Source organism: Streptomyces diversicolor, assembly GCF_057537855.1.
Genome location: NZ_BAAJXA010000006.1, coordinates 94,478 through 118,127, shown reverse-complemented (window position 1 = coordinate 118,127; position 23,650 = coordinate 94,478). Strand labels below are relative to the sequence as shown.

Below are 23,650 nucleotides of genomic sequence, written 5' to 3'. Positions count from 1 at the left end.
ACGCCGCGGCCGGTAGCGCAACCTAGAAGCCGCTCACCCGCAGCGTGACGTTCAGCCGCCCGGTCAGACCCAGCGCGGGCGGTGCCGTGCCCGGGTGGACCCGGGGCACCCCGTGGTACGCGAGGCGGGACGCGCCGCCGAAGACGAACAGGTCGCCGCTGCGCAACTCGACGTCCGTGTACGGCTTCGTCCGGGTCGCGGTGTTGCCGAAGCGGAAGACGCAGCTGTCGCCGAGGCTCAGCGACACCACCGGCGCGTCGGAGTCCTCGTCGGCGTCGCGGTGCATGCCCATGCGGGCGTCGCCGTCGTAGAAGTTGATCAGCGCGATGTCGTACGGCGCCGGCCCGACGGCCGTCGGGCCGAGCGCGTCGGCCACCGCGCGGCGGCCCAGCTCGTCCAGCCAGGCGGGGAAGGGCTTCACCGGGGCACCGTCGCCGTCGACGGCGGTGCGCGCGTAGCCGTACGGATACCAGTGCCTGCCCAGGCACACCTGGCGCGCGGTCATGGTGCCGCCGCCGGGCGTGCGGACGGTGCGCAGTCCGGCCGGCGGGCGCGCCCACGCGCGGCACGCCGTCAGCAGCTCGCCCTGGCGGCCGGTGTCCAGCCAGTCCGGCACGTGCACGGCGCCCGGCGCGATCTCAAGCCGCGCTCTGGGAAACAGTTCCGCCTCCATGGGTTCCATCCTGCCCGACCGGCCCCGGTGCCCGAAGATGCGCGGGGAACGGCGCGACCGGCCACGATGCCGCCGCGGCGCGGCCGGCGGCGCGGCGCGGCCCGTCCCGCGGAGCGCTTAGATTGGACGCACGATGAACGACCGTATGACCACCCCGTGGGGCGCGTTCGCGCTGTCCCGTTTCCCCGAGGATCCGCGTGACCGGCTGCGTGCCTGGGACGCGTCCGACGCGTATCTGCTGCGGCATCTGGCCGGGCGGCAGGTCCCGCTGACCGGCACGGTCGTGGTCGTCGGCGACCGCTGGGGCGCGCTGGTGACGGCGTTGGCGGAGCACCGGCCGGTGCAGATCACCGACTCCTTCCTCGCCCAGGAGGCGACCCGGGCGAACCTCGCGCGGGCCGGGGTGCGGCCGGGCGCGGTGCGTCTGCTGACCACCCAGGATCCGCCGCCCGACCGCGTCGACGTGCTGCTCGTGCGGGTGCCGAAGAGCCTGGCCCTGCTGGAGGACCAGTTGTTGCGGCTCGCGCCCGCCGTGCACGCGGGCACGGTCGTCGTGGGCGCCGGCATGGTCAAGGAGATCCACACCTCGACGCTCCGGTTGTTCGAGCGGATCATCGGCCCGACCCGTACCACGCCGGCCGAGCAGAAGGCGCGGCTGATCCTGTGCGCTCCGGACCCGTCCCTGGCGCGCCCCGCCGGGCCGTGGCCGTACCGCTACACGCTGCCCGACGGCATCGGAGCGGCCTCCGGGCGCCCCGTCGTCAACCACGCGGGCGTGTTCTGCGCGGACCGGCTCGACATCGGCACCCGGTTCTTCCTGCGGCATCTGCCGGACGGCCGGGGCGCCCGCAGGGTCGTGGACCTGGGCTGCGGCAACGGCGTCGTCGGCACGGCGGTGGCGCTCGGCAATCCCGAGGCCGACGTGCTGTTCGTGGACGAGTCGTTCCAGGCGGTGGCGTCGGCGGAGGCGACCTACCGGGCCAACGGGCTGTCCGGGCAGGCCGAGTTCCGGGTCGGGGACGGGCTGTCCGGGGTGCCGGCGGACAGTGTGGACGTCGTGCTCACCAATCCGCCGTTCCACTCCCATCAGGCGCTCACGGACGCGACCGCGTGGCGGATGTTCACCGGGGCGCGGCGCGCGCTGCGGCCGGGCGGCGAGTTGTGGGTGGTCGGCAACCGGCACCTCGGCTACCACGTGAAGCTGCGGCGCCTGTTCGGCGACAGCCGACTCGTGGCCGCAGACCCGAAGTTCGTGGTACTGAAGGCCGTCAAACCCTAGCCACCCCGCACAACGCCGCAAGTACAGCGCCGAGTTCACGTCGACCCGGCTGACCGAAGGCACACGGCCAGAAGCCGGACGAGGCACGCGGCACCAACGCGAACGGACCGGGGCCGGGTCCGCAGCGGCCGGGGTCGAGACCCCAACGAGCGGTGGCCGCGGCCGAGTCCGGGGCGGTGGACGCGGCCGGCGAACAGGCGGGTCTCCAACCGCAGGGCGGTGCGGATCTGTCCGGCGGGCCTGATCGCGCTGCGGACCGGTTCTTGGACCCGGCCGCCGGGTCAGGTTGATGCGGGCGTGTGCGCGCCAGGGGTCCGTCAGGCGCCCGGAGGGGTGAGGACGCGCACGATTGGTGTCACCCCGCGGGTCATGGCGTCCCGGCCGGGGCGGACCGGGGCGAGGCCCCAACGGGCCGTGGCCGCGGCCGAGTCCGGGCGGCGGCTGGGGCCGAATCCGGGCGGTGGCGGAGTCGAGTCAGGGCCGTGGCCGCGGCCGAGGAAGGTGTTGCAGGGGTGACGCCGCGCACCCCGGCGGGCGCCACGAGGGGCGGCGCGCCGGGGTCCGGGCGCGTGCGCCCGATGCCCGCACCGTCGGAGCCGACGAACAGGCGGGGCAGGTCGGTGCGGGCGTGCGCCTGATGCCCGCCCCCTGGGGCACCGGCGAGCAGGCGGTGCAGATCGATGCCTGCGCGTGCGCCCGATCCCCGCGCCCTCGGGGGCAGGCAGGTGCGGGCGTGTGCGCGCCAGGGGCGCCGCCGTCAGGGGCGCGGGTGGGTCAGGACGCGTACGATCCGTGTCACCTCTCGGGCCATGGCGTCCCGGCCGGCGGCGAGGTACTTGCGTGGGTCGACGGCCTCGGGGTGGGCGGCGAGGAAGTCGCGGATCGCGCCGGTCATCGCCACGTTCAGGGCGGTGCCGACGTTGACCTTGGCGATGCCGCCCGCGACGGCCGCGACCAGTTCGTCGTCCGGCACCCCGGAGGAGCCGTGCAGGACGAGCGGGACGGGCACGGCGGCGGCGAGCCGCCCGAGCAGTTCGTGGTCGAGGGCCGCGGTGCGGCTGGTCATGGCGTGCACGCTGCCGACGGCGACGGCGAGGGCGTCGACGCCGGTGTCGGCGACGAAGGCGCGGGCCTCGTCGGGGTCGGTGCGGGCGCCGGGCGCATGGGCGTCCAGCGGCGCCCCGCCGCCCTGCCCCTCCTTGCCGCCCACCTCGCCCAACTCGGCCTCGATCCACAGTCCTTCCGCGTGCGCCCAGTCCGCGGCGGCCCGGGTGGCGGCCAGGTTCTCGGCGTACGGCAGACGGGCCGCGTCGTACATCACGGAGCCGAACCGGGCCCCGGACGTCTGGCGCAGCAGGTCGTCGCTCTGCACATGGTCGAGGTGCAGGGCGACCGGTGTGCCGGCCGCTTCCGCGGCGGCGACGGCCGCGCGGGCCAGCGGCAGCAGCCGGCCGTGCCGGAACCTGACCGCGTTCTCGCTGACTTGGAGGATCACGGGCGCGCCGGCCGCCTCGGCCCCCGCCACGACGGCTTCGATGTGCTCCAGGGTGATGACGTTGAACGCGGCGACGGCGGAACGTGTTCCGGCGGCGCGGGCGACCAGGTCGCCGGTGGCTGCGAAGGGCACGGCTACTCCTTACGGCGCGGGTCAGGGGGCGAGGATCACGGAGCGGGTGAGATGGCGCGGCCGGTCCGGGTCGAGGCCCCGGTGGGCGGCGACGGCCACCGCGAGCCGCTGGGCGCGGACGAGTTCGGCCAGCGGGTCGAGCGTGCCCTCGATCCACCGGCCGCCCGTGCCGCGCACCTGTTCGGCGAGGCCGTCGGGCGCCTCGCCGAACATCCAGGTCGCCGTGGTGCTGGTGGTGATGCTGATGGGGCCGTGCCGGTACTCCATCGCCGGGTACGCCTCGGTCCAGGCCAGTGCGGCCTCGCGCATCTTCAGCCCGGCCTCGTTCGCGAGGCCGACGGTCCAGCCGCGGCCGAGGAAGGTGAACTGCGTGCAGTCGACCAGCCCTTCGGGCAGCGGGGCGGACAGCGCGGCACGGGCGTCGGCGACGACGGCGTCGGTGTGCAGGCCCAGGTGGGCGCGGAGCAGGGTGAGCGCGGTGGTGGCGAACCGGGTCTGCACGACGGAGCGTTCGTCGGCGAAGTCCAGCACCACGACGTCGTCGGCGGCCGTCCGCACGGGGGTGTCCGGGTCGGCGGTGACGGCGGTGGTGCGGGTGCGGCCGTGCAGCCGTGCCAGCAGGTCCAGCACCTCGGTGGTGGTGCCGGAGCGGGTGAGCGCGACGACCCGGTCGTACGCGCGGCCGTAGGGGAACTCGGACGCGGCGAAGGCGTCCGTCTCGCCCTGGCCGGCGCCCTCGCGCAGGGCGGCGGCGGCCTGTGCCATGAAGTACGAGGTGCCGCAGCCGACGATCGCGACCCGCTCCCCCGCCGCGGGCAGCGCCCCGCCGTGCCCCGGCGCCGCCTGCGCCGCGCGCGTCCAGCACTCGGGCTGGCTGTTCAGCTCGTCCTCGACATGGGTCATGCCGTACCCCTCCATCGCTCTGCGTGTTCCTGCAAGATATAGCGAAATTTCGAGCACAATCAAGCATCCAATGTCGGGATCGGTGCGCTAGGGTCACCGCAGGACGGACAACGGGACGGGATGACGGAGGCTGCGGATGTCGCGCGACGCCCGCTGGAAGGCGCTGCTGGAACTGCTCGTCGAGCGTGGCCGGTTGGACGTCGAGGAGGCGGCGGCCGAGCTGGAGGTCTCGGCGGCGACGATCCGGCGCGACTTCGACCAGCTCGCCGAGCAGCAGATGCTGGTGCGCACCCGGGGCGGTGCGGTGGTGCACGGCGTCTCCTACGAGCTGCCGCTGCGCTACAAGACCGCCCGCCGGGCCTCGGAGAAGCAGCGTATCGCCCGGGCGGTGGCCGCTCTCGTCGCGCCCGGCGAGGCGGTGGGCCTGACCGGCGGCACCACCACGACGGAGGTGGCCCGCGCCCTGGCCGTGCGCGCCGACCTCGCCGCGGGTTCGCCGGCGCTGACGGTCGTCACCAACGCGCTCAACATCGCCAACGAGCTGGCCGTGCGGCCCCAGTTCAAGATCGTGGTGACCGGCGGGGTCGCACGACCGCAGTCGTACGAGCTGATCGGCCCGCTCGCGGACGGGGTGCTCGGCCAGATCACGCTGGACGTGGCGGTGCTCGGGGTGGTCGCCTTCGACGTCGCGCACGGCGCCGCGGCGCACGACGAGGCGGAGGCGGCCACCAACCGGCTGCTGTGCGAGCGCGCCGAGCGGGTGGTGGTCGCCGCCGACTCCAGCAAGCTGGGGCAGCGGGCGTTCGCCCGGATCTGCGCGGCCGAGGACGTGGACACGCTCGTCACGGACGCGGCGGTGGCACCGCAGACGGTGCAGCTGTTCGAGGAGGCGGGGATCCAGGTCCTCGCCGTGTGAACGGCACACCGGGGCACACCGTACGGCGGTGCGAGAGGCGGCGCCGGAAGCGGTGCCCGCACGGCGCGGCTGGTGGCGTCGACCGCCTCAGATGCCGCCGGGATCGGCCCGTACGAACCCGGCGCCCCGCTGGTCGTTGCAGCCGAGCAGGGGCCGGCCGACGGGGTCGGGCCAGACCAGCTGGGCCTGGAGGGCGACGCTGGCCAGGGTCAGCACCAGGTCGACGTCGCTCGCGGCGTCGAGACGTATCGTCACCCACTGCGAGCCGGGCACGATACGGATCGCTCCGGTGTCCCTGAGGTCCTTGGCGAACCGCCGGATGGCACGGTCCGTCAGCAGCAGGTCGACATCCCGGTCCGAGTGGAAGTGGGCGATCTCGCCCTGTGCGGAGCGGAGTGCCTGGCCCAGGCCGCAGCTCGGCGCCGCCCGTCTCAGATCGGGCCAGGTCGCCAGTTGCGCGAGAGCGCGCGAGGCCAACGTCATGGGCCCATCATGGACTGCTCACCGTTCCGCAACCAGCACGTGCGCAAGCATTAACCGACCTGTATCCCATATTCCGAACACACGGACCGGCGACGAGCGCGCATACGGCGGGCGGCGGGCCCGCCGTGCCCGACACTGGAGGCCGGAGACGGCCCACGACCGGCGCCCCGGCCGGTCCCCGAGCGGAAAGGGGAAGCCCCGTGACGGAAACGGATCAGACGCAACCGGCCGCGGAGTCGGGTGCTCGTCGTGGTCCCGGATGTCGATGGCCGGGTGCGGGTGGGGTGCGGCTGGGCGCACAGTTCCCCGCGCCCCTGCAGGGCGCTGTACAGCCGCGGGCCGTCCTGTCCCGGTCGGGGGATCGCCGTCGTACGGGACGTCGGTGGGCGGGTGCGGCACCGAGCCGTCCGAGGGCTGCTTCGCCGACGGACAGTCTTGGCCGTCCAGCGGTGGGGAACTGCTGGTGGCGACGGCCTGACGGGCACCCGGCACCGGTCCGGCCGCCCCCGCCCGCCGCCGCCCTTGCCCCGTTTCCGCCGCGCCCCTAGCCTGACTTTGTGCCGCTGATAAACAAAACCCGTCCGCACAGCGCCGTGCCGGGTGACACGCTGACCCGGCTGCGCGTGGCGATCACCGCGTTCTTCGCCCTCGACGGCTTCGTCTTCGCGGGCTGGGTCGTCCGCATCCCCGCCATCAAGCAGCAGACCGACGCCTCCGCGAGCACGCTGGGCCTCGCCCTGCTCGGGGTCTCGGCGGGTGCCGTCGTCACGATGACCCTCACCGGACGCCTGTGCCGCCGCTTCGGCGCCCATCCGGTCACCGTCGTCTGCGCCGTCCTGCTCTCGCTCAGCGTCGCCCTTCCCCCGCTGACCCACTCGGCGCTCGCGCTGGGCGGCGTCCTGCTGGTGTTCGGCGCCGCCTACGGCGGGATCAACGTCGCCTTCAACAGCGCCGCCGTCGACCTGATCGCCGCGCTGCGGCGGCCGGTCATGCCGAGCTTCCACGCGGCCTTCAGCCTCGGCGGCATGATCGGCGCCGGGCTCGGCGGCCTGGTCGCCGGATCCTTGTCCCCCACGCGGCATCTGCTCGGCCTGACCGTCGTGGGGCTGCTGGTGACCGCCGCCGCGGGGCCCACGCTGCTGCGGCACGAGCCGCCGCGCCCGCCCGAGCGCGCCCAGGTCGAGGCGGACAGGGCGCCGCGGCGCCTGGACCGCCGGACCCGCGGACTGGTGGTCGTCTTCGGTCTGATCGCACTGTGCACGGCCTACGGCGAGGGCGCCATGGCCGACTGGGGCGCCCTCCACCTCGAACAGGACCTGGACACCTCGCCGGGCGTCGCGGCGGCCGGTTACTCGTGCTTCGCGCTCGCCATGACCGTGGGGCGCCTGACGGGTACGACCCTGCTGGAGCGCCTGGGCCGCACCAGGACCGTGGTCGCGGGCGGCACCGTCGCGGCGGCCGGCATGCTGGTGGGCTCGCTCGCCCCCGCCGCGTGGGCGGCCCTGATCGGCTTCGCCGTCGCCGGTCTCGGCCTCGCCAATCTCTTCCCGGTCGCCGTGCAGGGGGCCGGGACGCTCGCCGGTCCGAGCGGCGTCGCGATCGCCTCCACCCTGGGGTACGGCGGCATGCTCCTCGGGCCGCCCGCGATCGGCTTCATGGCGGACTGGTTCTCACTGCCGGCCGCGCTCACCAGCGTCGCGGTGCTGGCGGCCGCGGCGGCGCTCATCGGCGCGACAACCCGGCACACCGTGCCCGGCTGACCCGGAGAAGCAGCCGGTACGCCCCTGAGGGCAGGGGCCGGTACATCGCCGACGGGGCTTGACAAACACGCGCCAGGCCGGCCCGCCCAGGGGCGCGAGGAACTGCGCGCCGGGCCACAACGCACCCGCACGGACCGGACCCCCGCACCCCCACGGCACCTCACAAACAAGCGCAAGGGCCGGCCCACCCGAAGGCGCGGAGAACGGCCCGCCAAGCCACAACGCACCCGCACAGACCAGCGAACCGCACCCCACCCCCGGCCGCGTCCGGCACACTCACCCCATGGAGACCGCGGAGTTCGTCCGGATCCTGGACCGGGAGGGCCGGCTGCTGGCCGAGGCGGCGGAGGCGGCGGGCACCGACGCCGAGGTGCCGACCTGCCCGAAGTGGCGCGTGCGCGATCTGCTGCGGCACACGGGGGCCGTGCACCGATGGGCGGCGGGTTTCGTCGCCGACGCGCACACCGGCCCGCGCCCGCTCGGGGACCCGCCCGACCTGGACGGGGACGCCTTGGTGAGCTGGTACCGCGACAGCCACCGCAGGCTCGTGGACACGCTGGCCGCCGCACCGCCCGATGTGGCGTGCTGGACCTTCCTCCCCCTGCCGTCCCCGTCGCCGCCGGCCTTCTGGGCGCGCCGGCAGGCCCATGAGACGACCGTGCACCGCTACGACGCCGAGGCGGCGCGCGGCGGTCCCGCCTCCCCGATCACCCCCGAGTTCGCGGTCGACGGAATCGACGAGTTGCTGTGCGGCTTCCACGCCCGCGCGAGGAGCCGGGTGCGCACCGACGAGCCGCGTCTGCTGCGGGTGCGGGCCGAGACGGCGGACGCCACCGGCGGCGCGGTGTGGAGTGTGCGGCTGTCGGACCGGCCGCCGGTGACCGTGCGGGCCGCATCAGGGCGGGCGGATGCCGAACTGGCCGGTCCCGCCGACCGGTTGTACCTCGCGCTGTGGAACCGGGGTACGGTGCCGAGCGTCACCGGGGACGCGGCGCTGGCCGCGCTGTGGCGGGAGAAGTCGGCGATCTGACGGCGGCCGGTCAGCCCGCCAGCATCCGGGTCAGCACCGCGCGCTGCACCGGCAGCACCTGTCCGTGCAGCGCGCGCCCCTTCGCCGTGAGGGCCACGCGTACGCCCCGGCGGTCCTCCGCGCACATGGCGCGTTCGACGAGGCCGTCCCGTTCCAGGCGGGCGATCAGCCGGGACAGCGCGCTCTGGCTGAGGTGGATCCGCTCGGAGATCTCCTGGACGCGCAGCGAGCAGCCGCGGTCCGCACCGGCGGCCTGGGACAGCAGGTCCAGCACCTCGAAGTCGCTGGCGCACAGGCCGTGTCCGTGCAGCGCGCGGTCGAGTTCGCACTGGGTGCGCGCGTGCAGTGCCAGGATGTCCCGCCAACGGTCCACGAGCGCCTGCTCGGCCTTCTTCCCCGCCATGAACGCACGGTAGCAGAGAAGCGACTTTGTTTCGTCCACATTAAATGCGTTTGCATTCAATGCACGTGCATGTAGCCTCGCCGCATGACCTCTCCGCTCACCGCCGCGTCCGAGGGACGCTGGACCCCCCGGCTGTGGGGCACGCTGCTCGTGCTCTGCGCCGCCATGTTCCTCGACGCGCTCGACGTGTCGATGGTCGGCGTCGCACTGCCGTCCATCGGCTCCGATCTCCATCTGTCCACGTCGACACTGCAATGGATCGTCAGCGGCTACATCCTGGGGTACGGCGGGCTGCTGCTGCTCGGCGGACGCACCGCCGATCTGCTCGGCAGGCGCCAGGTGTTCCTGGTGGCCCTGGCCGTGTTCGCGCTCGCCTCCCTGCTCGGCGGCCTGGTCGACTCGGGACCGCTGCTGATCGCCAGCCGCTTCATCAAGGGCCTCAGCGCGGCGTTCACGGCGCCCGCGGGCCTGTCGATCATCACCACCACGTTCCCCGAGGGCCCGCTGCGCAACCGCGCCCTGTCCATCTACACCACGTGCGCGGCCACCGGGTTCTCCATGGGCCTGGTGCTGTCCGGGCTGCTCACCGAGGCCAGTTGGCGGCTGACGATGCTGCTGCCCGCGCCCATCGCACTGGCCGCGCTGCTGGCCGGCCTGCGGCTGCTGCCGCGCAGCGCACGCGAGCGCGACCACGACGGCTACGACCTGCCCGGTGCCGTCCTCGGCACCGCGTCGATGCTGCTGCTCGTGTTCACCGTCGTCCAGGCACCCGAGGCCGGCTGGACCTCGGGCCGCACCCTGCTGTCCTTCCTCGCGGTCGCCGCGCTGCTGACCGTGTTCGTCCTGGTGGAGCGGCGCTCGGCGGGTCCGTTGATCCGGCTCGGCGTGCTGCGCTCGGGCAGCCAGGTCCGCGCCCAGCTCGGCGCGGTGGCCTTCTTCGGGTCGTACGTCGGCTTCCAGTTCCTGACCACCCTCTACATGCAGTCGCTGCTCGGTTGGTCGGCGCTGCACACCGCGCTCGCCTTCCTGCCGGCGGGCGCGCTGGTGGCGGTGTCCTCGACGAAGGTCGGCTCGATCGTCGACCGGTTCGGCACCCCGCGGCTGATCGCGACGGGCTTCGCGCTGATGGTCGTCGGGTACGCGCTGTTCCTGCGCGTCGACCTCGATCCGGTGTACGCGGCCGTCGTGCTGCCGTCGATGCTGCTGATCGGCGCGGCCTGCGCGCTGGTCTTCCCCTCGCTCAACATCCAGGCCACCAACGGCGTCGCGGACCACGAACAGGGCATGGTCTCGGGGCTGCTGAACACCTCGGTCCAGGTGGGCGGCGCGATCTTCCTGGCGATCGTGACCGCGGCGGTCACCGCGGGCGCGCCCGCCGACCCGACGCCGCAGGCGGTGCTCGACAGCTACCGGCCCGGGTTCATGGTCGTCACCGGTGTCGCCCTGGCCGGCCTGCTGATCGCCCTCACGGGTGTGCGCGGCCGGCGCGCCCGGGCCTCGCTGGTGGTCGCGAGGTCCGCGGCGGACGAGGCCGGCGAGGCGGGCACGTCGTACGACGGGGGCGCGGCGGCCGAGGCGGACACCGCCCGCGTGCCGGTCCGCGACTGAACGCTCCGCCGGGGCCCGGCCGCGGCGCGCCGCGCCGTGGACCGGCCGGGCCCCGGTGCGGCCTTTCGCTCCCCGGGGCTGCCGACTGCGCCCGGCCGGCGGCCCGGGGCTCAGCCCAGCCAGCCCGGGCGCACCAGCCCCGACTCATAGGCCAGCACGACCAGTTGGGCGCGGTCGCGGGCGCCCAGCTTGACCATGGTGCGGCTCACATGGGTCTTCGCGGTGAGCGGGCTGACCACCAGGCGGCGGGCGATCTCCTCGTTCGACAGGCCGATGCCGACCAGGGCCATCACCTCCCGTTCCCGCTCGGTGAGCCGGGCCAGTTCGTCGGCGTCCGCGGGCTGCTTGGACCGGGCGGCGAACTCGGCGATGAGGCGGCGGGTCACCCCCGGCGACAGCAGTGCGTCGCCCTGAACCACCGCCCGCACGGCGCGCACCAGTTCGTCCGGCTCGGTGTCCTTGACCAGGAAACCGGAGGCACCGGAGCGGATCGCCTCGAAGACGTACTCGTCGAGTTCGAAGGTGGTGAGCATGACCACCTTGACGTCCCGCAGCTCCGGCTCCCCGGTGATGCGGCGGGTGGCGGCCAGCCCGTCGAGCAGCGGCATGCGGATGTCCATCAGGACGACGTCCGGGCGCAGTGCGCGCACCTCGGCCAGCGCCTGAGCGCCGTCGGCTGCCTCGCCTGCCACCTCGATGTCCGGCTGTGCGTCGAGCAGCGCCCGGAACCCGGCCCGCACCAGGACCTGGTCGTCGGCGAGCAGTACCCGGATCACCGTTCGCCCCCTTCGGACTCGGCCCGCAACGGCAGTACGGCGAGCACCCGGAAGCCGCCGTCGGGGCGCGCGCCCGCCTCGATCGTGCCACCGAGGGCGGCGGCCCGCTCGCGCATTCCGGCCAGCCCGTTGCCGCTGCCGCCGGCGTCGGCGCCGGTCGCGGGGCCGTCGTCGTCGACGCGCAGCCGCAGGCAGCCGGCGTCGTGGTCGAACCGCACGCGCGCGTGCCGCGAACCCGAGTGCCGCACCACGTTGGTCAGGGCCTCCTGGACGATGCGGAACGCGGCCAGATCGGCGCCCGGCGCGAGCCGCGGCGCCGCGCCCTCGATCTCGACGGCGAGCCCCGCGCCCGCCGCCTGCTCCACCAGTTCCGGCAGCCGGTCGAGGCCCGGCGCGGGGGCGCGCGGGGCGGCGCCCGGGGCACGCAGCGTGTCCAGCACCTGCCGCACCTCCCCGAGCGCTTCCCTGCTGGCGGACTTGATGGTGGTCAGGGCCGCGCGGGCCTGCTCGGGGTCGCTGTCCAGGAGCGCGAGCCCCATGCCCGCCTGGACGTTGATGACGGAGATGCTGTGCGCGAGGACGTCGTGCAGTTCCCGGGCGATCCGCAGCCGTTCCTCGTCCGCGCGCCGCCGGGCGGCCTGGGCGCGGTCGGCCCGCTCCCGCACCCACTGTTCGCGCCGCACCCGGGCCAGTTCGGACAGCGCGCCGATGGCCAGGATCCAGGTGGCGATCACGATCTCCTGGTCGATGCTGCCGCCCGTGTCGCCCGGCGGCGGGAGCCGGCGGTAGAGCCAGAGCGCGATCAGCACGTGCCCGGCCCACAGCAGCCCCACGGACGTCCAGGCGGCCCGGCGGTGACCGGCGACGACGGCGGTGACACAGCTCGCGGCGACGGTCAGGAAGACCGGCCCGTACGGGTAGCCGGCGCCCAGGTAGACCAGGGTGGCCGCGGCGGTGCCGACGACGACGGCCACCGGGTGGCGGTGACGCCACAGCAGCAGGCCCGAGGCGATCAGGAGCAGGACGCGCGCGTAGACGTCCAGCGGCTCCCGGTCGGGCTGGCCGTGCGCCGCGAAGTTCGAGCCGACCAGGACGACGGCGGTGAGCAGCGCGGTGGAGCGCCACGGCAGGCGGACGCGCGGCGGCTCGGCGTCGTCCGTACGCTGCCACCACGGCGGCCCGTACCGCCACCACTGCGCCGGACCGTGCCCGCGCACCCGCTGCTCCTCCATGACGGCCACGCTAGACGCAGCGGGCGGCGGCGGACGTCAGCCGAGCGGGGTGACCCCGCGTACTCCCGCAGAAGTACGGCCTCGCCCCCGGGCACCGTGCGGGCTCAGTGGCCCATGCTCAGCGCTCTGCCGGATGTGCCGCGCTGGGCCGTCGGTTGTCCGCGGCACCGTCGTGGCTGGTCGCTCCCCCACGTTCTCGGCTTCGCTCGAACAGAGGGGCCCCCATCGCGGCGGAGCCGCACATCGATACAGCCCCGCGCCCCTTCGGGGCGCCGCCGAACCGTGTACCTGGCGGCCTACCGCAGCCCCACCGTGTGTGCCAGTCCTGTCGCGGCGTGGGCGAAGAAGCGCTCGCGGTCCTCCACGAGCCGGTTGAACTGGCCGAACACCTCGAAGCTCACCAGCCCGAAGAGCTGTGCCCAGCCCGCGACGAGCGCCGTGCCCGCCTCGGGCGGCAGCTCGGGCGCGAGGTCGGCGACCAGCCGCTCGGCCTCGGGGTGCAGTGCGTCGGGCAGGCCGAGGCCGACGAGGCCGGGGCCCCGGTGGGCGTCACGGATGATGCCGATGAGGACGGCGCCGATCCGGGAGGCGGGCGGAAGGGTCGTCCGGGGAGCCGTGTAGCCCGGCACCGGCGAGCCGTAGATCAGCGCGTACTCGTGCGGATGGGCGAGCGCCCAGCCGCGCACGGCCGTGCACACCGCGACCCAGCGGGGCACCGGCCCGGCGTCGGCTGCCGCGTCGTCGCGGGCCCGCTCCGCGCACGCGCCGATGGAGTCGTACGCGTCGATGATGAGCGCGGTCAGCAGGTCGTCGCGGCTCGGGAAGTAGCGGTACACCGCGGAGGAGACCATGCCGAGTTCGCGGGCCACGGCCCGCAGCGAGAGCTTGCCGGCCCCCTCGGCGGCGAGTTGTCTGCGGGCCGCGTCCTTGATGGCCGCGGTGACTTCCATCCTGGCCCGCGCACGGGCGCCCTGTGCGGTCCTCATACGCAGCAGTGTGCCACGAAGTCAGAGCAGTGCACACAAAAGTGAGCGGCGAACTAAAAAGAGAGCACTGCTCTTGCAAGAGGGTGCCGGTCTGCAGCACACTGATGCCGGGCGAGAGCACTGCTCACATCACGTCGCTCCTCCCGCATCCCGCCGCGAGAACGTCGCTTCCAGGAGGAAGTAGCCATGACCCCACACGTCCAGAAGCCCGGCTGGTTCACCGTCCACGTCATGAACCGCGCGGTGTCCTGGCTGACCCGCCGCGGCATCAGTGTGTGGGGCTCCCGGGTCCTGGCGGTCCGCGGCCGCAAGAGCGGCGCGTGGCGTACCACCCCCGTGAACCTGCTGACCGTGGACGGACAGCAGTATCTGCTCGCCCCGCGCGGTCACGTCCAGTGGACCCACAACATGCGCGCGGCCGGCGGTGGCGAGCTGCGCCTCGGCCGGACGGTGGACGTCTTCACCGCGACCGAGGTCGCCGACGACGAGAAGGTTCCGCTGCTGCGCGCCTACCTCAAGCGCTGGAAGGCCGAGGTCGGCGTCTTCTTCGGCGGCGTCGGCCCCGACTCGCCCGAGGCGGAGCTGCGCCGCATCGCGCCGAACCACCCGGTCTTCAGGATCACCGTCACGAAGTGACCGCGTCGTCCGTCGTCGCCTCGGCCGCCGGGGCGGGCCGCCGGTCCAGCGCGGTCAGGGCGCGCTGGGCCATGGGATGGTTGCGGACCAGCTCGCCCAGGGACGTGGACCCCCGGGTGATGTCCCGGAAGGCGTTCCAGGCGGGGCGGAAGCCGGTGAGGGCCGCGTGGAACAGGCCGGGCCTGCGCTCGAACACGGCGAGCATCCGCCGGCCGACGCTCATCTCCACGCCGAGCCCGGCCTTGATGGCGAACGCGTAGTTCAGGGCCTGGCGGCGGGTGTCCACCGCGTCGTGCGCCTCGGCGATCCGCACCGCCCACTCCCCCGCGAGCCGCCCCGAGCGCAGCGCGAACGAGATGCCCTCGCGGGTCCACGGCTCCAGCAGCCCGGCGGCGTCGCCGCAGACGAGGACCCGGCCGCGGGACAGCGGGGAGTCCTCGGCACGGCAGCGGGTCAAGTGCCCGGAGGAGACGGCGGGTTCGAAGCCGGCCAGCCCGAGCCGGGCGACGAAGTCCTCCAGGTACCGCTTGGTGGCGGCGCCTTCGCCACGCGCCGAGATCACGCCGACGGTGAGCGTGTCGCCCTTGGGGAACACCCAGCCGTAACTGCCGGGCATCGGCCCCCAGTCGATGAGGACCCGTCCCTTCCAGTCCTCGGCGACCGTCGCCGGTACCGGGATCTCCGCCTCCAGGCCGAGGTCGACCTGCTCCATCTTCACGCCGACATGTGCCCCTATGCGGCTGGCGCTGCCGTCGGCGCCCACCACGGCGCGGGCGAGGACGGTCTCGCCGCCCTGGAGCACCACGGCGACCGTGCGCCGGTCCGGCACCGCGGAGCCGTGCTGCTCCACCCGGGTGACCGTGGCCCCGGTGCGCAGCTCGGCGCCCGCCTTCTGGGCGTGCTCGACCAGTTGCTGGTCGAACTCCGGCCGGTTGATCAGACCGAACAGCATCTGCTTGGAGCGGCGGGTGCGTGTGAAGCGTCCGTTGTTGGAGAAGGTGACGGCGTGCACCCGGTCCTTGAAGGGGAGTTCGAATCCGGGCGGGAGCGCGTCGCGCGAGGGGCCGATGATGCCGCCGCCGCAGGTCTTGTAGCGGGGCAACTCGGCTTTCTCCAGCAACAGCACGCGCCGTCCCGCGACCGCCGCCGCGTAGGCGGCGGAGGCCCCCGCGGGTCCCGCGCCCACCACGACGACGTCCCACACCCGCTGTACGTCGTCCGCCGAAGAGTTCTCGCCGCTCACGATGGTCTACTGCTCCGATCAAGCCGCTGCCGCTGCCGCTCCCCCGGCCGCGCGACCGCGCCCGACCAGGAGGGACCTCATGTCCCCCCGCATCCTACGGCGGACGTCGCCGCAGGCCACTGTGGGAGGATCGGTGTACTTCACCGCTACAACGTCGCACCCACGAGGAGCGTGCCCATGTCGTCGCATCCGGTCGCCGAGACCGTCGCCTCGCTGCTGCCGAGAGCACGGGCGGAACTCGCCGAGCTGGTGGCCTTCAGGTCGGTGGCGGACTTCGACCAGTTCCCCAAGAGCGAGAGCGAGGGCGCGGCGGCCTGGATCGCCGACGCGCTGCGCGCGGAGGGCTTCCAGGACGTGGCCCTGCTCGACACCCCGGACGGCACCCAGTCGGTGTACGGCTGCCTGCCGGGACCCGAGGGCGCGAAAACGGTTCTGCTGTATGCCCACTACGACGTGCAGCCGCCGCTCGACGAGGCCGCCTGGACCACTCCGCCGTTCGAGCTGACCGAGCGCGACGGACGCTGGTACGGGCGCGGCGCCGCCGACTGCAAGGGCGGCGTGATCATGCACCTGCTGGCCCTGCGCGCGCTGCGGGCCGACGGCGGCGTCCCGGTGACCGTCAAGGTCATAGCCGAGGGCTCCGAGGAGCAGGGCACCGGCGGCCTGGAGCGGTACGCCGAGCGGCACCCCGAGCTGCTGGCGGCGGACGCCGTCGTCATCGGCGACACCGGTAACTTCCGGGTCGGCCTGCCGACCGTCACCAGCACGCTGCGCGGCATGACCCTGGTGCGGGTACAGATCGACACGCTGGAGGGCAATCTGCACTCCGGGCAGTTCGGCGGCGCCGCCCCCGACGCGCTGGCCGCGCTGATCCGGGTCCTGGACTCGCTGCGCGCCGAGGACGGCTCCACCACGGTCGACGGGCTGGGCGCCGAGGGCCGCTGGGACGGCATCGAGTACGCCGAGGAGCAGTTCCGCGCGGACGCCAAGGTGCTGGACGGCGTCGGGCTGATCGGCGAGGGCAGCGTCGCCGACCGCATCTGGGCCCGGCCCGCCGTCACGGTCCTCGGCATCGACTGCCCGCCGGTCGTGGGCGCCACGCCGTCCGTGCAGGCGAGCGCCCGCGCCCTGGTCAGCCTGCGGGTGCCGCCGGGCGTGGACGCGGACGAGGCGAGCAAGCTGCTCCAGGCCCACCTGGAGGCGCGCACGCCGTGGGGCGCCCGGGTGCGCACGGAGCGGATCGGGCAGGGCCAGCCGTTCCGCGCCGACACCACAAGCCCGGCGTACCGGGCGATGGCCGACGCCCTGGCGGTGGCCTACCCGGGCGAGAGCATGCAGTACGCGGGGCAGGGCGGCTCCATCCCGCTGTGCAACACCCTCGCCCACCTGTACCCCGAGGCCGAGATCCTGCTCATCGGGCTGAGCGAGCCGGAGGCGCAGATCCACGCCGTGAACGAAAGCGTCTCGCCAAAGGAGTTGGAGCGTCTGTCGGTGGCGGAGGCGCTGTTCCTGCGCAACTACGCCGCGGGCTGAACCGTTCTGCCCGTGGCAGAGGGTCCTCGCTGCCGGGCGGGGGCCCTGCCTACGGTCGGCGGATGGACGTCATCGCACTGCTGCCCCGCCTGCACCTGCTGCGTTTCCCGGTCGGCCAGGCATACCTCTGGTCCGACGACGACACGGCCACGCTCATCGACGCGGGGCCGATCGGCTCCGGCCAGAGGATCGCCGACGCGCTCACCGCACTCGGGCGGGCCCCGTCGTCCGTACGACGGATCGTGCTGACCCACTTCCATGAGGACCACGCGGGCGGTGCGGGCGAGTTCGCCGCGCTGAGCGGCGCCGAGGTGCTGGCGCACCATCTGGAGGCGCCGGTGGTCCGGGGCACGGTCCCGGGGCCCGAGCCGCGTTTCGAGGACTGGGAACGGCCGCTGCACGCCCGGGCCGCGAAGCTGCTGCCGCCGGGCGATCCGGTGCGCCCCGGCCGGGTCACCGAGTTGACGGACGGCGATGTCCTCGACTTCGGCGGCGGCGCCCGGGTCGTCCACGTCCCCGGGCACACCCACGGCAGCATCGCCGTCCATCTCCCCGAGCACGGTGTGCTGTTCACGGGCGACGCGGTGGCCGCCGCGCCCGGCACCGGCGAGGTGATCCCGGGTGTGTTCTATCTCGACCGCGCCCGCATGCTCGCCTCCTTGGCCCGCCTCGCGCGCCTCGAAGCGGAGGTGGCCTGCTTCGGCCACGGCGATCCGGTCACGGCGCGCGCCGGGGCGGTCCTTCGGGATGCGGCGCACAGACACGGCGCCCGCGTGCGCGACAGTCGGGGCCGATAGGGCTGACCGCCGACCACAGGCCCGCGCCATGGGCCGGCCGGGGCCCGGGCAACTCCGGCCGGCCGAACTGGCCCGCACGGGCAACCCGCCGGGTGGTGCCCCCGCCGCACGGACCACTGACGTGAGCGCTCCGCCGGGGCCGCGGTGGCGGGGCCGTGACCGCCGTCGCTCGACTGCGGCACCGCTGTGGCTGGTCGCACCCGCGCGGCGAAGGAGGACGCTCACCCCGCGCGTCTGCCGACCCACGCCGACATCGCCGGCGCGCCACACCGATACGGCTTCGCCCGGCGTTCCGAGCCGGTGAGACGACCCGCCGCTCCACACACAGCGGCCCTCGCGCCCCCGGCTGACCGGCGGGCGCAGGCCCGCGTCATGGGCCGGGGACCCGGGCAACTCCGGCCGGCCGAACGCCGGGTGGTGCCCCCGCTGCACGGACCACTGACGTGAGCGCTCTGCCAACGAGGCCGTGACGCACCGTCGTTCGGCTGCACCGGCACTGCGTCCGATCGCGGCCGCGCCGCGGGGAAGAACAGCACAGCGGACGTCGCGGCCCGGTCGGCCGCCAAGTGGCCCGGAGCGCGGTGATGGTGACGGCGGAAAGCCGGGCGGTGGCCGTGGCGTCAGCCGAGCGGGACGCCGGCCTCCAGGTACAGCGCGGCACCCCGCTCGCGCGCCCGCAGCGCCCACCGCAGCCGCTCGTAGCGCACGGGCGGCAGCAGCGCGGCGGCCTCCTGCTCGGTGACGAAGCGCCAGGCGCGCAGTTCGGGTCCGGGCAGCAGCAGGGAGCCGGCCTCGGCGGACGCGAGACGGCCGCCGTCGAACAGGAGCCGCAGCCCGCCGTAGCCGGGCGGCGCGGGCGGTTCCCAGTCCACGACGAGCAGCCGCGGCACGTTTGCCAGCCGTATCCCGGTCTCCTCGGCGACCTCGCGCATGCCGGCCCGTGCGGGGGCCTCGCCGGGCTCGACGACACCTCCGGGGAACTCCCAGCCGGGCTTGTAGGTGGGGTCGACCAGCAGGACGCGGTCCCGCTCGTCGAAGAGCAGCACACCGGCCGCAAGGGTCTCCGCGGTGGGTTCCGGGGTCTGCACGATGTCACAAGGGGCGACGGCGCCCCCGACGACGGCCTCGGCGATGCGGACCGCCGTCTCGTACGGGGTGAGCGCGCTGGTGTCGACGGGGTGGGCGTCGGCGGCGAGCCAGGAGCCGAGGGCCGCGCGGTACGGCTCGATGTGGTCGTACGCCCACTGGCGCATCCGCATCTCGCCGTCGGGCAGGTCGGGCGGGACCTCCCGCCCGGCTATGCGCGCGCGCAGGATCGTTTCGGCCGGGGCGAGCAGCAGATGGCGCACGGCGATGCGGCGGGCGGCGAGACCGCCGAAGATCTCGTCGCGGTACTCCTGGCGCAGCAGGGTCATGGGGACCACGAGGGTCCCGCCGAGTTCGGCCAGCATGGCGGCCGCCGTGTCGATCACGAGCCGGCGCCAGATCGGCAGGTCCTGGAAGTCGCCGACCTCGGCGAGGCGTTTGGGCGGCAGCAGGTGTGTGAGCGCTCCGCCGATGACCTCGGGGTCGAAGAGCGCGCTGTTCGGGATCAGGTCGATCAGTTCCCGTGCGGTGGTCGTCTTCCCCGCACCGAACGCACCGTTGATCCAGACGATCACGGTTCCCCCTCTTCTGTTGGCCCCCAGAGGCTTGCCCGCTCCACACTGCCACGGAAACCAGCCGCAGCTGAGGGGCCGCGCCACGGGGGGCCGGGGAGGGGGCTACTCCTGCGCGGGGAGGTGGTCGGCGGGGGCGAGGCTGTCCTGGCTGACGAGGTGGTCGACGGTGCCGAGCGTCTCCGGGACGTGCAGATCGCCGAGGGCGTCCTTGTCGACGCCGTGGGACGGGCTGATCGCGGCCACCACGAACCCGGTGGCGAGGGAGGCGATGGCGAGCATGCTGCGCTTCTTCATGCCCGGTTCAACTGTCAGGGCGCCCAGGGGTCACGCGGATCACCGCGGTTCCCCCGTCGGGGCGCCGCCGCACCGGAGTGGCCCCACCCGACACAACCGAACGCACGGCACCGCTTCCTGCTCCGAAATGCCCGGGGGAGCAAGGGAAATGACGCGATGTCGGACGTCCGTACCGCACCCAGCCGGACGTCACCGCGCCCCTTCCGACACAGTCGGACACGTCCTACCGTAAACGCACATCGATGACGCGTACATGACGTCATTGCCGCCTTTCGCGAGTCGGAGGAACGTAACGATGCGTCACCCTCACACCCGCACCATCCGCCGAAGAGTGGTGGGAGCGCTCACCGCCGGTCTGCTGTGCGCGGCGGGCCTCGCCGTCCCCGCCGCCGCGGCGGCCCCCGCCGAGGCGCCCGTCGCGCCCGCCCCCGCCGACGGCCTTGCCCTCACCCCGCCGATGGGCTTCAACAACTGGAACTCCACGCACTGCCGCGCCGACTTCGACGAGGAGATGGTCAAGGGCATCGCCGACCTGTTCGTGACGAAGGGCCTCAAGGACGCCGGGTACCAGTACGTCAACCTCGACGACTGCTGGGCCCTGCCCAGCCGTGACGCGAACGGCGAACTGGTCCCCGACCCGGTCCGCTTCCCCGGCGGGATCAAGGCCGTCGCCGACTACGTCCACGCCAAGGGGCTCAAGCTCGGCATCTACACCAGCGCCGGCACGAAGACATGCAACAGCGCGGGCTTCCCCGGCGCGCTCGGCCACGAGTACAGCGACGCCCAGCAGTTCGCCGACTGGGGCGTGGACTACCTCAAGTACGACAACTGCAACAACCAGGGCGTGGACGCCAGGCTCCGCTACACGACCATGCGGGACGCCCTGAGGGCGACCGGCCGGCCCATCGTGTACAGCATCTGCGAATGGGGCGAGAACAAGCCCTGGGAGTGGGCCGGGGACCTCGGGCAGCTGTGGCGGACGACCGGGGACATCAGCGACAGCTGGGGCTCGATGCTGTCGATCCTCAAGCAGAACCTGCCCCTCGCGCCGTACGCCGGTCCCGGCCGCTGACCGCCGACGTCAGCGGCGCCCAGGTGGTCCGGCTGGTCGTCACCGACGGCGGCGACGGCATCGACTCGGACCACGCGGACTGGGCCGACGCGCGGATCGGCTGCTGAACCGGCCGACCCGCGCGTGACCCCTCGCCCCGGCACCGGGGAGCGGGGTCAGACCCCCGCCGCGGTCGCGTCCGGCCGCCTCGCCAGTCCGGCCGCGGCGGCACCCACCAGACCGGCGTCCGTGCCCATCTGCGCGGGCGTCACCGTCAGCCGCCGCACGAAGGAGAGGGTCGCGTAGTCACCGAGGGCCTTGCGCAACGGCGCGAAGAGGATGTCGCCCGCCTTGCCGACGCCGCCGCCGATCACCGCGATGTCGATCTCCACCAGGGTCGCGGTGGCCGCGATGGCGGCGGCCAGCGCCTGCGCGGCGCGCTCGAAGGAGGCCACAGCGACGGGGTCGCCGGCGCGGGCGGCCGCCGCGACCGCGGCCGCCGAAGCGTCCCCGTCGGCGCCGGGCCGCCAGCCGCCCTCCAGGGCGCGCCGGGCGATGTTGGGACCGCTGGCGATCCGCTCCACGCAGCCACGGGAGCCGCACGGGCAGGGATCGCCGTCGAGGTCGACGCTGATATGGCCGATGTGGCCGGCGTTGCCGGTGGGTCCCGGGTGCAGCCGGCCGCCCAGGACGAGGCCGCCGCCGACGCCGGTCGAGACCACCATGCACAGCGCGTTGTCATGGCCGCGGGCGGCCCCCTGCCAGTGTTCGGCGGCCGTGATCGCCACGCCGTCGCCGATCAGTTCGACGGGCAGCCCGCCGGTCGCCGCCCGCACCCGCTCGACCAGCGGGAAGCCGCGCCAGCCCGGCACGTTCACCGGGCTGACGGTGCCGGCGGAGGCGTCGACCGGCCCGGCGCTGCCGATGCCGACGGAGCCGGCGCGGCGCCACAGGGGGGATCTGGCGAGTTCGCCCAGCACCTCCGCCACCGCCCGCATGACGGTCTCGCCGTCCTGCTGGGCCGGCGTCGAGCGCTGAGCGCGGACCTGGATCCGTCCGTGGCCGTCCACCAGCGCGCCGGCGATCTTGGTGCCGCCGATGTCGAGCGCAGCCACGAGGTCGGTGTGCATCAGAGTCGAATCTCCCCGTCAACCATGAGAAAGCAGTGCGAGACGCAGCCCGGTCTCGCGGTGGGGGCGCAGGCCGGTGATTGCGATGGACAGTGTCTCCCGCATCTGACAACGTTGTCCAGGCTCTATGCTCGACGCCACATCCTCATACCAGACCATTGACCTACGCACCCCCCGTGAACGACAGGACAGGACGCAGCATCGTGCCAGAGACCACCCGCCGCGCCGACCGAATCTCCGGAGTCTCCGGATCCCGCTACGGCAACCGTCCCACGATGAAGGACGTGGCGGCGCGGGCCGGTGTCGGGCTCAAGACGGTCTCCCGCGTGGTCAACGGCGAGCCGGGAGTCACCCCGGACACCGAGCGCCGCGTGCAGGAGGCCATCGACGCGCTCGGCTTCCGCCGCAACGACAGTGCGCGGGTGCTGCGCAAGGGCCGGACCGCGAGCATCGGCCTGGTCCTGGAGGACCTTGCCGACCCGTTCTACGGACCGCTCAGCCGCGCCGTCGAGGAGGTGGCCCGCGCCCACGGCGCCCTGCTGATCAACGGCTCCAGCGCGGAGGACCCCGACCGCGAGCAGGAACTGGCGCTGGCCCTGTGCGCGCGGCGGGTGGACGGGCTGGTGATCATTCCCGCCGGGGACGACCACCGGTATCTGGAGCCGGAGATCAGGGCGGGCGTCGCGACCGTCTTCGTGGACCGGCCTGCCGGGAAGATCGACGCCGATGTCGTCCTGTCCGACAACTTCGGCGGCGCCCGCGACGGCGTGGCCCATCTGATCGCCCACGGGCACCGCCGGATCGGCTTCATCGGCGACATGCCCGGCATCCACACCGCGGCGGAGCGGCTGCGCGGCTACCGGGCGGCCATGGACGACGCCGGGATACCCGTCGAGGACGGCTGGATGTCCCTGGGGGCGACCGATCCGGAGCGGGTGCGCCGGGCGGCCGAGGAGATGCTTGCCGCGTCCTCCCCGGTCACCGCGGTCTTCACGGGCAACAACCGGGTGACGGTGACCGTGATCCGGGTGCTCGCCGAGCACACCCGGCCCGTCGCCCTGGTCGGTTTCGACGACATCGAACTCGCCGATCTGCTCCGCCCGGGCGTCACCGTCGTCGCCCAGGACTCGGCGGCCCTCGGCCGCACCGCCGCCGAGCGACTTTTCCGGCAGCTGGACGGCAGCCTCCTCGCCCCGGACCGCATCGAACTGCCGACCCGCCTGATCACCCGCGGCTCGGGCGAGCTACCCCCGACCACCTGAGCACCCCCGCCCGACGCCGACCGGCAGCTCGACGGTGGCGAAGACGAGGGCCCACGGCGCGGCCAGACCGACGGCGGGCCCGGCGGCGAGTGATCCGGCCGCGGAGGCCGGGCGTGCCGGAGCCGCGTAGGTGCCGGGGCGGAAGCGGGGGACGACATCCGCTCGTCATCGTCGCCGGCCGAAGCTGTGACCGACGCATCGTCAGACCGGCCGCGCGCTGTCCTCGCGGTCGGCAGCCATGCCTGTCCCGGCCCACTGCCCCACAAGACGGGGCACTTGCCGCCCCTCTCCGACGCCCCCATGCTCAAGACACGTGTGACGGGGCCGGGCATCGGCGCCTGCGCGCCGCCCCGGGGTATGTCAGCGC

General features: G+C 74.1%; 22 protein-coding genes and 1 pseudogene. 11 read left to right on the top strand and 12 right to left on the bottom strand.

Features of this window, described 5'->3' with window-relative positions:
• Positions 1 to 22: 22 nt before the first annotated feature.
• Positions 23 to 673 (bottom strand): alpha-ketoglutarate-dependent dioxygenase AlkB family protein, encoded by a 651-nt coding sequence (locus AC27LF_RS08940; protein WP_479661487.1) that lies wholly within the window; start codon positions 671 to 673, stop codon positions 23 to 25.
• Positions 674 to 818: 145 nt separating this feature from the next.
• On the opposite strand from AC27LF_RS08940, the gene AC27LF_RS08935 reads away from it, so the two are divergent.
• On the top strand, positions 819 to 1,952 hold the full coding sequence (locus tag AC27LF_RS08935; RefSeq protein ID WP_479661500.1) for a methyltransferase: 1,134 nt from the start codon (positions 819 to 821) through the stop codon (positions 1,950 to 1,952).
• Positions 1,953 to 2,709: 757 nt separating this feature from the next.
• Here the strand turns inward: AC27LF_RS08935 and AC27LF_RS08930 are convergent.
• Together AC27LF_RS08930 and AC27LF_RS08925 are read right to left on the bottom strand one after the other, a co-directional pair.
• Complete coding sequence (locus AC27LF_RS08930; RefSeq protein ID WP_479661488.1) at positions 2,710 to 3,579, bottom strand: class II fructose-bisphosphate aldolase; 870 nt, start codon at positions 3,577 to 3,579, stop codon at positions 2,710 to 2,712.
• A gap of 21 nt (positions 3,580 to 3,600) precedes the next feature.
• Positions 3,601 to 4,482 carry an SIS domain-containing protein gene (locus AC27LF_RS08925; RefSeq protein ID WP_479661489.1) on the bottom strand — a complete coding sequence of 294 codons (882 nt, stop codon included), beginning with the start codon at positions 4,480 to 4,482 and terminating at the stop codon, positions 3,601 to 3,603.
• Positions 4,483 to 4,618: 136 nt separating this feature from the next.
• On the opposite strand from AC27LF_RS08925, the gene AC27LF_RS08920 reads away from it, so the two are divergent.
• Positions 4,619 to 5,398 (top strand): DeoR/GlpR family DNA-binding transcription regulator, encoded by a 780-nt coding sequence (locus AC27LF_RS08920; RefSeq protein ID WP_479661490.1) that lies wholly within the window; start codon positions 4,619 to 4,621, stop codon positions 5,396 to 5,398.
• Positions 5,399 to 5,485: 87 nt separating this feature from the next.
• On the opposite strand, the gene AC27LF_RS08915 is transcribed toward AC27LF_RS08920, so the two are convergent.
• Positions 5,486 to 5,881, bottom strand: a complete 396-nt coding sequence (locus AC27LF_RS08915) for a luciferase domain-containing protein (protein WP_479661491.1) — start codon at positions 5,879 to 5,881, stop codon at positions 5,486 to 5,488.
• 593 nt (positions 5,882 to 6,474) lie between these two features.
• Between AC27LF_RS08915 and AC27LF_RS08910 the strand changes: the two genes are divergently transcribed.
• Both AC27LF_RS08910 and AC27LF_RS08905 read left to right on the top strand, forming a co-directional pair.
• Complete coding sequence (locus AC27LF_RS08910; RefSeq protein ID WP_479661501.1) at positions 6,475 to 7,641, top strand: MFS transporter; 1,167 nt, start codon at positions 6,475 to 6,477, stop codon at positions 7,639 to 7,641.
• 283 nt (positions 7,642 to 7,924) lie between these two features.
• Positions 7,925 to 8,671: a maleylpyruvate isomerase family mycothiol-dependent enzyme gene (locus AC27LF_RS08905; protein WP_479661492.1), complete on the top strand. Its 747-nt coding sequence runs from the start codon at positions 7,925 to 7,927 to the stop codon at positions 8,669 to 8,671.
• Between the two features lie 10 nt (positions 8,672 to 8,681).
• Here AC27LF_RS08905 and AC27LF_RS08900 read toward each other — a convergent pair whose 3' ends face one another.
• Positions 8,682 to 9,074: a MarR family winged helix-turn-helix transcriptional regulator gene (locus AC27LF_RS08900; protein WP_479661493.1), complete on the bottom strand. Its 393-nt coding sequence runs from the start codon at positions 9,072 to 9,074 to the stop codon at positions 8,682 to 8,684.
• 84 nt (positions 9,075 to 9,158) lie between these two features.
• On the opposite strand from AC27LF_RS08900, the gene AC27LF_RS08895 reads away from it, so the two are divergent.
• Positions 9,159 to 10,682, top strand: coding sequence for an MFS transporter (locus tag AC27LF_RS08895; RefSeq protein WP_479661494.1), 1,524 nt, complete (start codon positions 9,159 to 9,161; stop codon positions 10,680 to 10,682).
• A 110-nt stretch (positions 10,683 to 10,792) separates the two neighbouring features.
• Here the strand turns inward: AC27LF_RS08895 and AC27LF_RS08890 are convergent, their stop codons facing one another.
• From AC27LF_RS08890 to AC27LF_RS08880, 3 genes are all read right to left on the bottom strand, one after another.
• A complete protein-coding gene (locus AC27LF_RS08890; protein WP_479661495.1) occupies positions 10,793 to 11,458 on the bottom strand; it encodes a response regulator transcription factor in 666 nt (221 codons plus the stop codon).
• Positions 11,455 to 12,690, bottom strand: coding sequence for a sensor histidine kinase (locus tag AC27LF_RS08885; RefSeq protein WP_479661496.1), 1,236 nt, complete (start codon positions 12,688 to 12,690; stop codon positions 11,455 to 11,457). The genes AC27LF_RS08890 and AC27LF_RS08885 overlap by 4 nt, the downstream gene beginning before the upstream one ends.
• 296 nt (positions 12,691 to 12,986) lie before the next feature.
• On the bottom strand, positions 12,987 to 13,676 hold the full coding sequence (locus tag AC27LF_RS08880) for a TetR/AcrR family transcriptional regulator (protein WP_479661497.1): 690 nt from the start codon (positions 13,674 to 13,676) through the stop codon (positions 12,987 to 12,989).
• Positions 13,677 to 13,862: 186 nt separating this feature from the next.
• On the opposite strand from AC27LF_RS08880, the gene AC27LF_RS08875 reads away from it, so the two are divergent.
• A complete protein-coding gene (locus AC27LF_RS08875) occupies positions 13,863 to 14,312 on the top strand; it encodes a nitroreductase family deazaflavin-dependent oxidoreductase (RefSeq protein WP_479661498.1) in 450 nt (149 codons plus the stop codon).
• On the opposite strand, the gene AC27LF_RS08870 is transcribed toward AC27LF_RS08875, so the two are convergent.
• Positions 14,302 to 15,555, bottom strand: coding sequence for a geranylgeranyl reductase family protein (locus AC27LF_RS08870; RefSeq protein ID WP_479663591.1), 1,254 nt, complete (start codon positions 15,553 to 15,555; stop codon positions 14,302 to 14,304). The two genes, AC27LF_RS08875 and AC27LF_RS08870, sit on opposite strands and share 11 nt — an antisense overlap.
• A 177-nt stretch (positions 15,556 to 15,732) precedes the next feature.
• Between AC27LF_RS08870 and AC27LF_RS08865 the strand changes: the two genes are divergently transcribed.
• Together AC27LF_RS08865 and AC27LF_RS08860 are read left to right on the top strand one after the other, a co-directional pair.
• Positions 15,733 to 17,088 carry a dipeptidase gene (locus tag AC27LF_RS08865; protein ID WP_479661622.1) on the top strand — a complete coding sequence of 452 codons (1,356 nt, stop codon included), beginning with the start codon at positions 15,733 to 15,735 and terminating at the stop codon, positions 17,086 to 17,088.
• 62 nt (positions 17,089 to 17,150) lie between these two features.
• Positions 17,151 to 17,885 carry an MBL fold metallo-hydrolase gene (locus tag AC27LF_RS08860; protein WP_479661623.1) on the top strand — a complete coding sequence of 245 codons (735 nt, stop codon included), beginning with the start codon at positions 17,151 to 17,153 and terminating at the stop codon, positions 17,883 to 17,885.
• A gap of 620 nt (positions 17,886 to 18,505) precedes the next feature.
• On the opposite strand, the gene AC27LF_RS08855 is transcribed toward AC27LF_RS08860, so the two are convergent.
• The gene (locus AC27LF_RS08855) at positions 18,506 to 19,546 is read right to left on the bottom strand and encodes an NUDIX hydrolase (protein WP_479661624.1); all 1,041 of its coding nucleotides are present in this window, start codon (positions 19,544 to 19,546) and stop codon (positions 18,506 to 18,508) included.
• 102 nt (positions 19,547 to 19,648) lie between these two features.
• On the bottom strand, positions 19,649 to 19,840 hold the full coding sequence (locus AC27LF_RS08850; protein WP_479661625.1) for a hypothetical protein: 192 nt from the start codon (positions 19,838 to 19,840) through the stop codon (positions 19,649 to 19,651).
• Between the two features lie 295 nt (positions 19,841 to 20,135).
• Between AC27LF_RS08850 and AC27LF_RS08845 the strand changes: the two are divergent.
• Positions 20,136 to 20,906 (top strand): annotated as a pseudogene (locus AC27LF_RS08845) (glycoside hydrolase family 27 protein); the annotation flags it as partial.
• Positions 20,813 to 21,019 (top strand): NPCBM/NEW2 domain-containing protein, encoded by a 207-nt coding sequence (locus AC27LF_RS08840; RefSeq protein WP_479663590.1) that lies wholly within the window; start codon positions 20,813 to 20,815, stop codon positions 21,017 to 21,019. The pseudogene AC27LF_RS08845 and the gene AC27LF_RS08840, both read left to right, overlap by 94 nt.
• Positions 21,020 to 21,067: 48 nt before the next feature.
• Here the strand turns inward: AC27LF_RS08840 and AC27LF_RS08835 are convergent, their stop codons facing one another.
• The gene (locus AC27LF_RS08835; protein ID WP_479661626.1) at positions 21,068 to 22,021 is read right to left on the bottom strand and encodes an ROK family protein; all 954 of its coding nucleotides are present in this window, start codon (positions 22,019 to 22,021) and stop codon (positions 21,068 to 21,070) included.
• A 203-nt stretch (positions 22,022 to 22,224) separates the two neighbouring features.
• Between AC27LF_RS08835 and AC27LF_RS08830 the strand changes: the two genes are divergently transcribed.
• Positions 22,225 to 23,283: a LacI family DNA-binding transcriptional regulator gene (locus tag AC27LF_RS08830; RefSeq protein ID WP_479661627.1), complete on the top strand. Its 1,059-nt coding sequence runs from the start codon at positions 22,225 to 22,227 to the stop codon at positions 23,281 to 23,283.
• Positions 23,284 to 23,650 lie beyond the last annotated feature (367 nt).